Source organism: Methylomonas sp. HYX-M1, assembly GCF_040741385.1.
GTDB lineage: Bacteria > Pseudomonadota > Gammaproteobacteria > Methylococcales > Methylomonadaceae > Methylomonas > Methylomonas rhizoryzae.
On record NZ_CP160405.1, the window covers coordinates 2843205 to 2856617 of the forward strand.

12 protein-coding genes are annotated in these 13413 nt (G+C 52.8%); 2 read left to right on the forward strand and 10 right to left on the reverse strand.

Annotation, left to right across the window (positions count from 1 at the left end; all coding sequences use genetic code 11):
- Positions 1–469: 469 nt before the first annotated feature.
- The 8 genes from AB0A83_RS12860 to AB0A83_RS12895 form a co-directional block, all read right to left on the reverse strand.
- The gene (locus tag AB0A83_RS12860) at positions 470–1297 is read right to left on the reverse strand and encodes an NAD-dependent epimerase/dehydratase family protein (protein WP_367154375.1); all 828 of its coding nucleotides are present in this window, start codon (positions 1295–1297) and stop codon (positions 470–472) included.
- Between the two features lie 20 nt (positions 1298–1317).
- Positions 1318–2187 carry a sulfite exporter TauE/SafE family protein gene (locus AB0A83_RS12865; protein WP_232056647.1) on the reverse strand — a complete coding sequence of 290 codons (870 nt, stop codon included), beginning with the start codon at positions 2185–2187 and terminating at the stop codon, positions 1318–1320.
- Complete coding sequence (locus tag AB0A83_RS12870) at positions 2188–4635, reverse strand: cation-translocating P-type ATPase (protein ID WP_150049011.1); 2448 nt, start codon at positions 4633–4635, stop codon at positions 2188–2190.
- A 68-nt stretch (positions 4636–4703) separates the two neighbouring features.
- Complete coding sequence (locus tag AB0A83_RS12875) at positions 4704–5318, reverse strand: hypothetical protein (RefSeq protein WP_150049013.1); 615 nt, start codon at positions 5316–5318, stop codon at positions 4704–4706.
- Between the two features lie 98 nt (positions 5319–5416).
- A complete protein-coding gene (locus AB0A83_RS12880; RefSeq protein ID WP_232056648.1) occupies positions 5417–5665 on the reverse strand; it encodes a hypothetical protein in 249 nt (82 codons plus the stop codon).
- Between the two features lie 45 nt (positions 5666–5710).
- Positions 5711–5959: a metal-binding protein gene (locus AB0A83_RS12885; RefSeq protein WP_332095485.1), complete on the reverse strand. Its 249-nt coding sequence runs from the start codon at positions 5957–5959 to the stop codon at positions 5711–5713.
- Positions 5960–6046: 87 nt separating this feature from the next.
- The gene (locus AB0A83_RS12890; protein ID WP_150049016.1) at positions 6047–6283 is read right to left on the reverse strand and encodes a hypothetical protein; all 237 of its coding nucleotides are present in this window, start codon (positions 6281–6283) and stop codon (positions 6047–6049) included.
- Positions 6284–6837: 554 nt separating this feature from the next.
- Complete coding sequence (locus AB0A83_RS12895; RefSeq protein WP_367154379.1) at positions 6838–7104, reverse strand: DUF2892 domain-containing protein; 267 nt, start codon at positions 7102–7104, stop codon at positions 6838–6840.
- A gap of 101 nt (positions 7105–7205) precedes the next feature.
- On the opposite strand from AB0A83_RS12895, the gene uvrD reads away from it, so the two are divergent.
- Complete coding sequence (uvrD, locus tag AB0A83_RS12900) at positions 7206–9377, forward strand: DNA helicase II (RefSeq protein ID WP_367154381.1); 2172 nt, start codon at positions 7206–7208, stop codon at positions 9375–9377.
- 80 nt (positions 9378–9457) lie between these two features.
- Here uvrD and pyk read toward each other — a convergent pair whose 3' ends face one another.
- Both pyk and gap read right to left on the reverse strand, forming a co-directional pair.
- Entirely contained in the window at positions 9458–10894 is a 1437-nt protein-coding gene (gene pyk, locus AB0A83_RS12905; protein ID WP_150049022.1) for a pyruvate kinase, read from the reverse strand.
- Between the two features lie 9 nt (positions 10895–10903).
- On the reverse strand, positions 10904–11917 hold the full coding sequence (gap, locus tag AB0A83_RS12910; RefSeq protein ID WP_150049024.1) for a type I glyceraldehyde-3-phosphate dehydrogenase: 1014 nt from the start codon (positions 11915–11917) through the stop codon (positions 10904–10906).
- A gap of 191 nt (positions 11918–12108) precedes the next feature.
- Between gap and AB0A83_RS12915 the strand changes: the two genes are divergently transcribed.
- Positions 12109–13407: a hypothetical protein gene (locus AB0A83_RS12915; protein ID WP_367154385.1), complete on the forward strand. Its 1299-nt coding sequence runs from the start codon at positions 12109–12111 to the stop codon at positions 13405–13407.
- The last annotated feature ends 6 nt before the right edge of the window (positions 13408–13413 follow it).

Consider the following 13413-nt stretch of genomic DNA (forward strand, 5'->3'; position numbering starts at 1 on the left):
GCTTTTATCCCCATATTCTGTGTATAAAATTGTAGACAACATGTAAAATAACACAGTTTGTTATTAAATATCATATAATTACACAATTGTTCAAACTTGCGCCAACTTCTAAATCTATTGCCGCGTCCACGAATTTTCTGCGTAGCGGAGCTGTAATTTGACGATATACAAGAGATTGCGACTTATCCCCATTTTCTGTGGATAACACTGTAGAAAAACTGAAACAAATGCAAAAAGTCATATATTTATCAATTACTTGCTACAAATTGATCACTTTTTATACAACTTAACGCCGGTAACAAGCAAGCCACGGCAGCGCGTTTTTATCCATATAACCGAAAATATTCCCGCACATATCCACAATAACTGTGGATAAACATGTAGACAATCTGCTCGCTAGGGTGAGTTATTATTTAAAATCAATATGCTATATAAACTGACACAAATTGAACAAACCTTGCAGGCGCGCTTAACGGTACCCGTCTTTATAACTCGGGTAGAGAAATCGATAACCCAACTCGCGTAACCGCCGATTCGAACAACGCTTGTTTTGCGCGGAACCTACCGCTAATTCCAGAGCTTGAGGCCGCGGGTAACCGTTGAGGTCCGCTATCCAACAGAGCACGTCCCAAATCGGGGCCGGCTCATCGTCGCTAGCTAAATAGCATGACTGCAGCAAATCGCCCGCCAGCAATTTTTCGCTTAAAAACAGCAACACCCCGACACAATCGTCGCGATGAATTCTATTGCTGAAGTAAGCCGGTTGATATTGCACCGCGTCCGCGCCAGCCGCTCGATGCGCTAAACGATTCCTCCCCGGCCCGTAAATCCCGGAAAATCTGACCACGCAGTGTTTATCGCTATCCTGATACAACAAATTCTCGGCGGCAAGCAAGCAACGCCCCGTCGCGGAAGCGGGCTGGGCGGGACTTTTTTCGTCGACCCATTCCCCGTGGTTTTGCCCGTAAACGCTGGTGGAAGAAACGAACAACCACTTGGGCTTGCGGTCGAAGCGGGCAAAATGCTGCAACACATTGTCGACAGCGGCGTAGTACAAAGCGCGATACGTCTCGTCGTCTCGCTGATCGGGCGCCACTACGTAAATCACCAGCCGAAAGTCGGTCGGTAGACGTTGGATGGATGCCGGACGGCAAATGTCGGCTAACAGCACGGAAAAATCGACGGGGACCTTAAGAGGGTTGCGTTTTACCGCCGTGACCCGGTAGCCGCGAGCGGCTAACGCATTTGCCAGCGCAAGGCCGATGTCGCCGCAACCGATGAGTAAGATATTCGTCAAAACGGCTCAGTTAACGCTCATCACATCGCCTGCAACGTTGCGATCATACCGGCGATGTAATCCATGATTTGAGCCAGAAAGGCATCTAAAGCGTCCAACTGCCCTTTGACCCAATTCAGAAACGTACTGTGGCGAAAGTCTTGGTCGGAAAAAAAAGCCATGCCTTTATGCAAGGTATTCAATCCCATGAACATCATGATCAGCGCCGCGAACTTCAGCATGAGCCCGCGCAATTTGGCGCTAATCTTGCCGAAGGCGATACTGATAAACAGCATCATCGGCAAGGTACCGGCACCAAAGGTCAACATCAGCGCTCCCCCTTCCCACAAACTGGTAGCGCTGGTGGCTTTCACGGCCATCGCAAACGTCAACGGGCAAGGCATCAGGCCGTTTAGCAAACCGGCAATCCCGGCACCTGCGATCGGCCCTTTTTGACTGGCCGAAACATAGCCTTTGCGCCACAACTGCATGGGTATCAAACGTATCGAGCCTTGAAACGGAATCCAGCCGAGTATGCCCATCGCCAACAAGATCACTATCGCGCCTATAAGCATTTGCAGAATGCTTTGCAACTTGCCGAACAAACCGCTGGACACCAACACCACCCCCAAGGTGGCGGCTAACACGCCCACCGCGGTATACACGCTGATCCGGCTGACTTGATAAGCCAGATAAGGCAGATAACTTCTGTTGGCGCCCGACTTCATGAAATAACCGGAAACCAGCGCGCCGCACATGCCTAAACAATGTCCGCTGCCCAAAAAGCCGGCGATAAACGCCAAAGAATAATCGAACCCGGTAGCCGCGGCCAATTCCGTCATGCCGTGCATGGCATGGTTCATATGATCGCCGTGCATGGAGTGATCCATACCCGCCATAGAGTTTTCCATTTACTTACTCAGCCGCAAAGAATTAACGATAACCGAAACCGAACTCGCCGCCATCGCGGCGGAAGCGATCATGGGATTCAATTTACCTAAGGCCGCAACCGGAATGGCGATGGTGTTGTAGCCAAAAGCCCAAAACAGGTTTTGCTTGATGACTCGAATCGTAAAGGCACTCAATTCTATGGTATCGGTCACCCGGGAAATGTCGCCGTGCACCAAAGTCAAATCGGCCGACTCTATGGCCACGTCGGTACCGCTACCTATCGCAAAACCGACGTTTGCCGCGGCCAAGGCCGGTGCGTCGTTGATGCCGTCGCCTATCATGCCGACATGTTTGCCTTGCATTTGCAGTTGCTGAATGATTTGCAGTTTTTCTTCCGGCTTGGCATTGGCCACGACATCGGTAATACCTACTTTATCGGCAATGTAATACGCGGTTTTTTCGGTGTCGCCGGTCACCATCAAGGTTTGTATACCTCTATCGTGCAAACGTTTGATAGCGGCAGCCGCTTCGCTACGCGCATCGTCCGCAATGGCAAAAATGGCCGCCGCTTCACCGTTCACCGCCATGAAAACCGGGGTTTTGCCCTGACCGGCATAACATTCGGCCTGCTCCTCCAGTACGGCAAGCTCGACCTGTTGGCCGAGCATCCATTGCCGATTGCCTAACAGTAGCTTGTAGCCATCCACTTCCGCTCTTATCCCCCGGCCGGTTTCGCTGTAAAAATAATTGCAGGTTTGCAACTCGACATTACCCTGCCGAGCGAATTCGACGATAGCCTTGCCGAGAAAATGCTCCGATCCGTATTCCGCCGAAGCGGCCAATTCGACGATTTTATAATCCGCAAACGCCGAAACGTTGTACACCGCGCTGACCTTGGGCCTGCCTTCGGTAATGGTTCCGGTCTTATCGAAGACGATGGCATTCAGCTTGCTTGCAATTTCCAGACTCTCGCCGTTGCGGATATACACGCCTTTTTTCGCGGCTTGTCCGGTGCCGACCATGATCGCCGCCGGCGTCGCCAGACCCAAAGCACACGGGCAGGCAATCAATAACACCGTGATCGCATTGCCGAATGCTACCGCAAACGGCGCACCGCTAAGCAACCAACCGGTCAAAGTCGCCCCGGCAATCCCCATCACCGCCGGCACGAACACCGCCGAAATTTTGTCGACTTGTTTTTGAATCGGCAGCTTAGCCGCTTGCGCCTGATCCACCATGTGAACGATGCCGGCCAGCACGGTATCCATCCCCACCGCAGTCGCTTCCACCTGCAATACCCCGTTACCGTTCACGCAACCTCCGATTACGGTATCGCCGACGTTTTTCACAACGGGCATGCTTTCGCCGGTCACCATCGCTTCGTCCACCGTGGACAACCCGAATACCACCGCACCGTCGGTCGGGATCCGCTCGCCGGGACGCACCAACATCAAATCGCCTACCGCAATATCATCGACATCGACGACGATTTCCTTGCCTTCCCTCAGCAACGTAGCGGTTTGCGGCTGCAAGTCCACCAATCGGCGAATCGCTTCTCCGGCCTTGCCCTTGGCCCTTTCCTCCAAAAATCGACCCAACAATACGAAGGTGATAATCGCCGAAGCCGCTTCGAAGTAAATATGGCCTTGCCGGCGAAACAAGGCGGGCAGACTGTATCCGTAGGCCGCCCCCACGCCTAAGGCAATCAAGGTATCCATGTTCGCGGCGTGCTGTTTGAACAGACGATATGCTTTGCCGAAAAACTGCGCGCCTGCACCGAATACAACCGGGGTGGTCAAGGCGAATTGCAGCCAGCGCATCCAGGTCGATATCCGCATGGACATGGCAATACCGACCACCGGCAGCGTCATCAGCCCTGCGGATGCAAATCGACGCCGGGCTACGTCAATTCGCTGCCGCTCCTTTTCGATTAACCTCTTGCGCTGCGACAAGGTATCCACGAAAACGGCGCTGTACCCCAATTTCTCGATGTGCTCCACGACGTCGGACTTACTGAGGTTACCTTGTACGCTAACCGATTGAGTCGCGAAATTAACGCTGGCATTTTTTACCCGCTCATCCCGGTTCAACACCATTTCTATCAATAGCGCACAGGAGGCGCAACTCATGCCTTCTACCGCCAAATCGATGTCCTGCACCGGCCCGTCGAAAGTCTTTCGCTTGTTTTTCCTGGCTACCGCTTGCTTTTTAGCGATGTTTCCCAACACCGCATCCAACATGATCAACAAATTTTTGACCGGCAAGCGGCCTGAATCGAATTGAATCACTACCGAGCCGATGCCGAACACCGAACGCACGCCGCTAATCTCGGGGCGTTTTTTCAGCAAAATCTCGAAGATGTATCCGCGCTCCGGATCGTTTTTCAAAACCGGCGTGACAATGCGCAATCGGTTGCGCAGTTGATGCATAACGCGAAAATGTTTGAAATCGGTCTGAGCGGATTCCATGAACGTCCTCTAAACGAAAACCTGCGTGCTGTCGCCGCTATAGCAGCGGCGAATCGAAAGATGATGGGTTATTTGGGCCTACGCGAACGAACTAACAAGAAGAACATGTAGAAAGTCGCTAACCATTCGTAACGGTGGGCGATAGGTTTGACCAGCCATTGTTGGGTGATGCGGTTCCAGTGAACTTTGATCAGGTACAACACCAAAATGTCGTTCAAAAAATCGATGACCGCTTTTTCCGGGTCTTTAAATAAGGCTTTAGGCCCCCGGGTACCGATTTTACCAAGCACTCTGGCGGCTTGCGCCGTTTCTTGCGCGGCTACGATTTTAGCGTGCAACCAGCGGTTGACCCGGCTGTTTTTAAGTTTGGATTTCAGGTTGAAGCGGGATTTATTTTGCAATTGAACGACTGCACGCGGATCAAACCAACCCTGCTGCTCCAGATCGGTCAATGCGGCGGAGAGTTGCCGTGCCAACTGAATGAAATTACAACGCTTTTCATCGTAACGAATAACCAGCTTCGCGGAACGGCGAAACAGTTTAACTTGATAAACACCGTCGAAACCGCATAGCTTATCGGTAATAAGCTGAACAACATTGGCTTGAGTGGCGCGCGCAGGAACTTGGAAACGAACATGCCCGCTCCCTCGGTAGCGCAGTACGAATTCTTTTTGGATTGCCATATTCCCTACACCGGAAATGCAAGACGGGCGAACCTGATTTCAGATACGCCCGTCCGGTAGAACTACATTGCGAATCAATACGATCGAATCGAACTTAATCAGTCTTCCTTGGCTTCGGCAACGATGTCTTCCAGATTTTCTTTTTGGTGTAGGACGAAATCCTTACCGGCGTCTATGGTCTTGCTGGCTTTGGCAATGATTTCTTTACGATATTTATAGACCAAGCAACCGGCTATCACGCCCAAGCCGAAGACTAACGCCGGGTGTTTCGCGGCTTTGCCCATCAGTTTGCTGCCGGTAGATACCGTGGCCGTTGCCAAGGTGCCGGCCATGACTTGTTTACCCATAGATATGTTTTTGGAATCGTGATTGTGTGCCATATAGACCTATACTCAGGAGTTGTTGTCAGGAGAGTTTTCGCTACCCGCTTGTTCTTGAATAATTTGTTCCTCGTGCAGCATCAGATAAATGCCTTTGCAGCCTTCGCAACAAAAGCATTTTTCTCCTTCGACGGTTTTTAATTCAAACCCATCGACTTCCACATTCAACCCGCACAAGTCGCACTGCTTTTTGCTATCACTCATCGCCAAATTATTCGAAATACTTACAGTAGCCGGAAAACCAGAGCGTTCCAGCCGCATTATAGCCTTCCTGAATAACAACACAACCGAGCGGACCATTTAGGCCCCCATTCGGACGGTTTCGAAATTCACGTAGCCTCGACTCTATTATCGCAATAGCTTTTGTTCCAAATTACCGGCCGTGGATTTGGCCACCGCCCTGCTGGACGCTTTCATCAACGCTATGCGTAAGGCACCGGTCAAGCTAGCGCTCAAGCCCAGACGCATGGCGATTGCCGGGACTAAAATCATCGATGTCAATGCCAGCCCCGCACCGAGTAATAAAGCGCCGGTACCCATGGAATCGGCAGCGGCTAAGTTCGAAGCGACCAGTTCTTGCGTCATATGTTAATCCTCTAGTGTGACAAGACTACTAGGGATTACAGCAGTAAAAATGCCAGATGTTAATTAACTGTTTTACAAATGGAAACAAAATAACACACAAGACTAACGCGACAAAAATGAGTGATATGGCTCAATTAAAATCAGTCAAATAACATAGTTTAAATACATATACCCCCTTCTCAGCACTTCGTAATTCGGCAACGCCGCATCTGTCGGAAAGCGCAGTGAATACGGCCTCGCAGGCTTAGTGACAGCCTGCTACCGTCAAAAACTCTGCCAAATACCCCACCACTGCCGAAATTTAAATGCGGAAAGCCCTACTTCTTACATCCCCGAAATTAATCGGTTATTTGAATGTAAAGCGGCGTAAATATTCAGCGGGTGCTCCAGCCTATCTCGGAGCAGCGATAACCTGAAACGAATGAAGAGGTAGGAACCGGCAAAGAAAGACAGGCGGCTAGACTTGTTGACAACGTCCCGCCAAGCGGGGGGACGCTAATTCGAAGCGGCCCCTGCCGCAACGGGCTTGCAGCAGGGACAAGGGTAATATGCGATTAATGCGTATCGCTACTGTCTTCGGCTGCCGGTTCGGCAGCGCTTGTACCCTCGGGATCAAGGGTATTTTTAGCGAATCCGGAATAAACCGGACACCATCCGAAAAAGCTGGTAGCAATCAGCGCGCACCCCACTATTAACAGTAAGACTTTAGCGGTAAACAAGGACACGGCAAACAGCACGATACCGGCTGCCATGCGAATTTTTTTGTCTTTGCCGCCAATGTTGTACTCGAATTTGGTCAAGCGTTTATAATCAAAATTCATTTTCGACCCTCTCTGTTTTATTTTTTGTTACATATCCCGATTCAAAGCTCTCCGGCCAAGAGTCGCAAATATACACAGCTCATAGAATTCTCTCAATAGAAATGGACGTTTCCAGCATCATTGCCCCGTTAAACGACGCCCAACGCCAAGCCGTTTCCGCTCCGAATCAAGCTATGTTGGTGCTGGCCGGCGCCGGTAGCGGCAAAACGCGGGTATTGGTACACCGCATCGCCTGGCACATCAAAATCAACCAACTATCTCCCTACCACTTGTTGGCAGTCACCTTCACCAACAAAGCCGCCAACGAAATGCGCAGCCGTATCGAAGAGTTGCTGCAGATTTCCGCTCGCACCATGTGGATAGGCACGTTTCACGGCTTGGCACACCGCTTGTTACGGCAACACACCCGGCAAGCCCGCTTGCCCGATAATTTTCAAGTCATGGATAGCGACGATCAGCTGCGCATCGTCAAACGCCTATTGAAAACCTTGAATATCGACGATAGCAAATGGCCGGCCAAACAGGTGCAATGGTTTATCAACGCTCAGAAAGAAGAAGGCGTGCGCGCTCGTCATATGCACGACAGCGCCGATTTCTTTCAGCAACAGATGCTGTCCTTATATAAAGCCTACGAGGAGTTATGCGAACGTTCGGGTCTGGTCGATTTTGCCGAGCTGCTGCTAAGAGCGCACGAAGTCCTGCGCGACAACCCGGACTTGCTGGAGTTTTACCGCCAGCGCTTCCAGCACGTGCACGTCGACGAGTTTCAGGACACCAACACCATACAATACGCCTGGCTGCGCCTGTTGACCGAGGGTAACAACAATCTGTTCGTGGTCGGCGACGACGATCAATCGATTTACGGCTGGCGCGGCGCGAAAATCGAAAACATTTTTAACTTCCGCAAACATTACCCGGATCACCAACTGGTCAGACTGGAGCAAAACTACCGTTCCACCGGCCACATTCTTAAAGCCGCCAATACCCTGATCGCCAACAACGACGCCCGCATGGGTAAAGAACTGTGGACGGACGCCGGAGATGGCCAAAAAATCTCGCTGTATTCGGCATTCAACGAACAAGACGAAGCCTATTTCGTCATCGAAAAAATTCGCCAATGGATCAACGACGGCGGCATGCGTAGCGAAGCGGCCATTTTATACCGTTCCAATGCCCAATCCCGGCAATTCGAGGAACGCTTGATGACCACCGGCATCCCTTACCGGGTTTACGGCGGCTTGCGTTTTTTCGAACGTATGGAAATAAAAAATGCCCTGGCTTATCTGCGCTTAGCCAGCCATAAGGACGACGATGCCTCGTTCGAGCGGGTGGTCAATACGCCCGCCCGCGGCCTCGGCGCGAAAACGCTGGACGACATGCGTACACTAGCGCGTTCGGGCAACCTGTCGCTGTGGCAAGCGGCGGAACGGATGATTGCGGAGAATCGTCTGCCACCGCGCGCGGCCGGCGCTTTAAAACGTTTTCTGCAATTGATTGCGGAGCTGACCGGCGAAATTGCCGGCTTGGCCCTACACGAAACAGTGCGGCTGGTCGTCGAGAAAAGTGGTTTGATAGAACTCTACCAAAAGGAAAAACAGGATAAAGGCGAAGCGCGGGTCGAAAATCTCGAGGAGCTGGTCAACGCGGCGCGTCTGTTCGACGCCGATAGCTTAAACGACGAAAATCTCAGCGAAATCGACTTGTTTTTAACCCATGCCGCGTTGGAAGCCGGGGAAAACCAGGCGGAAGCCGACCAAGACTGCGTACAGCTGATGACGTTGCATTCGGCAAAAGGCTTGGAATTCAAGCTGGTGTTTATGGTCGGCATGGAAGAGGGCTTGTTCCCGTCCCAGCAAGCGGTGGACGAACCCGGCCGGCTGCAGGAAGAACGCCGTTTATGTTACGTAGGCATTACCCGGGCCATGGAACAACTGTATTTAACCCACGCCGAATCGCGGCGCTTATACGGCAAAGACAATTACCCATCCCCGTCTCGGTTTTTACGGGAAATTCCGCCGGAATCGCTGCAGGAAATCCGCTTGCGCGCCCAAGTCAGCCGCCCCGCCGCTCCAGCATTCCACTCTTCGCTCGGCAAAACCGCCATTTCCGGCGGCCGCTTTCGCATGGGGCAAAGCGTGAAACACGAAAAATTCGGCGAAGGCGTGGTGCTGCAAACCGAGGGCGAGGGCGAACAGGAACGCGTACAAATCAATTTCCGCAATGTCGGCATCAAATGGCTGATGCTGGCTTATGCGAAATTAGAAACCGCATAAAACCCTCGAAAACGCCGGACACAAAAAAGGGATGCAGCTGACGCGGCATCCCTCTAAACCGGTTAATCAGTGCCGGAAACTCAATCTTCGGTGACTTTGATGACTTTTAGCGAGTTGGTTCCGCCACTGGCGCCGGTCAGATCGCCTTTGGTTCGAATCAATGCATCACCCGGCTTGACCACTCCGCGCTTTTTCAACGCCGTGATCAGACATTGGGTAACGCTTGGAGACGCCATCTCTTCCCGGGAAAACGGAATAGGAAATACCCCTTTATAGAGCGTAACCCGCCCCAGGGTCCGTTCATGACTGCTGAACGCAAAGATAGGAATATCGGAACTGATTCGCGACATCCATAACGGCGTGGAACCTGACTCGGTCAGCGAGGCGATACCGGCAATCTCGGTATGGTTGGCCATGTACATGGCCGACATCGCAATCGCTTCGTCGATACGGGCGAAGTTATCGGTCATCCGGTGCATGGATTGAGTCACGCTGGGTTGTTTTTCGGTTTCCAGGCAGATTCGCACCATGGCTTGCACGGTTTTGACCGGATGCTTGCCGGACGCGGTTTCCGCCGATAGCATGATCGCATCGGTGCCGTCCACGATGGCGTTGGCGACGTCGAACACTTCGGCCCGGGTCGGAATCGGGTTTTCTATCATCGATTCCATCATCTGCGTCGCCGTGATCACTACCCTGTTCAACTCGCGCGAACGCTGGATCAGCAATTTTTGCGCCGCCGGCAGGTTGGCGTCGCCGATTTCGACCCCCAGATCGCCGCGCGCCACCATGATGGCGTCGGACGCCAGGATGATTTCGTCGATCACTTCCATCGCTTCGGCCCGTTCAACCTTGGCGACCAGACCCGCATAGCAACCTTCCGCTTCCAGCAGCGCACGGGCTTCGTTCATGTCTGCGCCGGTGCGGGGAAATGAAATCGCCACGTAATCCGCGTTGATGATGGCGATGGTTTTGATGTCTTCCTTGTCTTTTTCGGTCAGAGCCGCCGCCGACAGGCCCCCGCCCAACAGGTTGATACCCTTGTTGTTGGACAAATCGCCGCCCACCACCACGGTGGTGTTGACGCGGGTGTTATTTTCGACGTTGACCACATCCAGCACCACCCGTCCGTCGTCCAGCAACAAGCGGGTGCCGGGTTTGACTTCGCGCGCCAGCGGCTCGTAACTGATACCGACCTGGGTATTGTCGCCGTCCAGTTTGCCCAGATTGATGTCCAACGCAAACGCCTGGCCTTCTTCCAGCCAAACCTTGTTTTCCTTGAAGCGTTCGATGCGGATTTTCGGGCCTTGCAAATCGGCCAGGATGCCGACCCTGCGGCCGGTTTGTTTACTCAGTTCTTTGACACGGTTGGCGCGGTTAATGTGATCCTGCGCCGAACCGTGCGAGAAGTTCAACCTGACAACGTCTATACCGGCCTTGAACAAGTCCTCAAGTACACCGGGCTTGTCCGTGGCAGGTCCCAGCGTAGCCAGGATTTTTGTTCTTCGTAACAGCATGTAAATCCTTTATTTAGCGTTGAACAATGCAACAGTCGTATCCAACATACGGTTTGAGAAACCCCATTCGTTGTCGTACCAAGACAACACTTTGACGAAGTTGCCGCCGGTCACTTTGGTCAAGCCCAATTCGTAGATGGAGGAATGCGGGTTGTGGTTGAAATCCATGGAAACCAACGGCTCTTCGTTGACCGCCAAAATACCTTTCAGGGAACCGGCGGCCGCTTCTTTCAGAATGCTGTCGATTTCTTCTTTGCTGGTATTACGCGAGGCTTGGAAGCACAAATCCACTACGGAGACGTTGATGGTGGGTACCCGCATCGCGAAACCGTCCAATTTGCCTTTCATTTCCGGCAACACCAAACCTACCGCCGCGGCAGCGCCGGTTTTGGTGGGGATCATCGACTGAGTAGCGGAACGGGCCCGGTGCAAGTCGCTGTGGTAAACGTCGGTCAAGACTTGGTCGTTGGTGTAGGAGTGAATGGTAGTCATCAAACCGTGATCAACACCGATAGTGTCCATCAACGGTTTAACTAAAGGTGCCAAGCAGTTGGTGGTGCAGGACGCGTTGGAAATGACGGTATCGGACGCTTTCAGGGTTTGGTGGTTGACGCCGTACACAATGGTGGCGTCGACATCGTTACCGCCAGGCGCGGAGATAATGACTTTTTTGGCACCGGCCGCGATATGGGCGGAGGCTTTGGCTTTACTGGTAAAGAAACCGGTGCACTCGTGCACCACGTCGATACCCAGTTCGCCCCATGGTAGCTTTGCAGGGTCTCTTTCCGCGAAAACCCGGATTTTATCGCCATTGATCACGATGTAATCGCCGTCGACGGACACCTCGAACGGAAATTTGCCGTGCACGGTATCGTATTTGGTCAGATGCGCGTTGGTTTTAGAGTCACCCAGGTCGTTGATCGCGACGACTTGAATTTCGTTGGTGCGACCAGATTCGTACAATGCACGCATCACGTTGCGTCCGATGCGACCATAACCGTTAATTGCAACTTTAATTGCCATAAGAGTATTCTCCGGGTGAGTGTAAAAAATTATGCGTGAGAAGCGACGCGCTAAACGTCGAAAATGAGGAAAATTGTAGCAAATCCGCCCATCCAGCGTCCACCCGAAAGCACATCCGCGTCCGGGTTGCCGGTCCCAATGAGAAACCGCCGGGTTGGACGACATCGTATATACTCATGGGGTTATCGTTAATGCCTACCATGCTTCCGACCGCCAATTTCCAACGACTCCCGCCAGGCCAACTTAACCCGGCTACCAATCTCGGCGCAGACTGGCGACGCTACCGGTTGGCAATGTTATGCTGCGTCAGTCTGATCGGTACGTCTAACGCTCACGCCAACCCGAAGCTTCCGCAGCTTTCTTTTCACACCTTCGGCACCGGCGGTACGGTTTACGTGCCGGAAGGCAACGCCGATTTCATCCGGGACGTCACTCAACTCAGCGGGCCATCCGCAGGACAATGGTCGGTGGCTGTGGATTCTCTGATTGGCGGGCAAATCAACCTGAAGTTCGGTGAAAAATTCGAACTGGTCAGCCAGGCGGTCAGCCGGCACCGTTACGACGATAGCTACCGTCCCGAATTAATGTGGGCTTTGGCCAGATATTCCCCGCGTCCGGATTTGGACTTGCGCGGCGGCCGTTTAGGCACGGATTTTTATATGCGCTCCGATTCGCGCTTGGTCGGTTATTCCAATCTCACGATACGCCCCTCGGTAGACTACTACGGCGGCGTGCCCTATTACTACTTCGACGGCGTCGACGCTTCCTTCAGTTATCCTGTAGGCTCCGGTATCTTGCGCAGCAAAATTTTCGCCGGTTTCAACGATGAAAAAATCCCGCTGGAACTGACGCCCTCATGGAGATCCGACAACTCCTTGGTTCTGGGCGGCAGCCTGGATTACATCATCGGTAGCTGGCAGTTTCGCTTCGGCTATTTTCAAATCGACAACCGCCGCAATCTGCCCGGCTCGTTCGAGACCTTGCTAAACGTCCTGCGCACCACCCCCACTCCCGGAGCGCTGGCAGCCGCCAATGCGTTGGCCACGGCGGACAGCACCGGGCGGCATTTTTCCGCCGGTCTGATCTACGACGAAGGACCGCTGCAAATCCAGTTGCTGATCAGCGGCGTCAAGCAGGACAGCGCTTTTTTACAAGAAAGCGTATCGGGCTATTTGCTCGGCGGTTATAGACTGGGCGACTTTACCCCTTATGCCGGCTTATCCTGGAGCAGTTCTACTCCCGCCCGGCTAAACTCGACCGGCTCGGCCGGATTGGATGTCTTGGTGAAAAGCGCCATCGCTCGCACCGGCCTGGATCAGCATACCTTTACCTTGGGGCTGCGCTGGGACTTTTATCCGGGCATGGATTTAAAAGCGCAATGGGATGTCATGCAAGGCAGTCCGGACTCACGTTTGCTCTACCGCTGGGAATCCGGCGATTGGAACGGACGCATGCAGGTGTTGTCGCTAGCCCTCGACTTTGCATTCTAAGCCTTC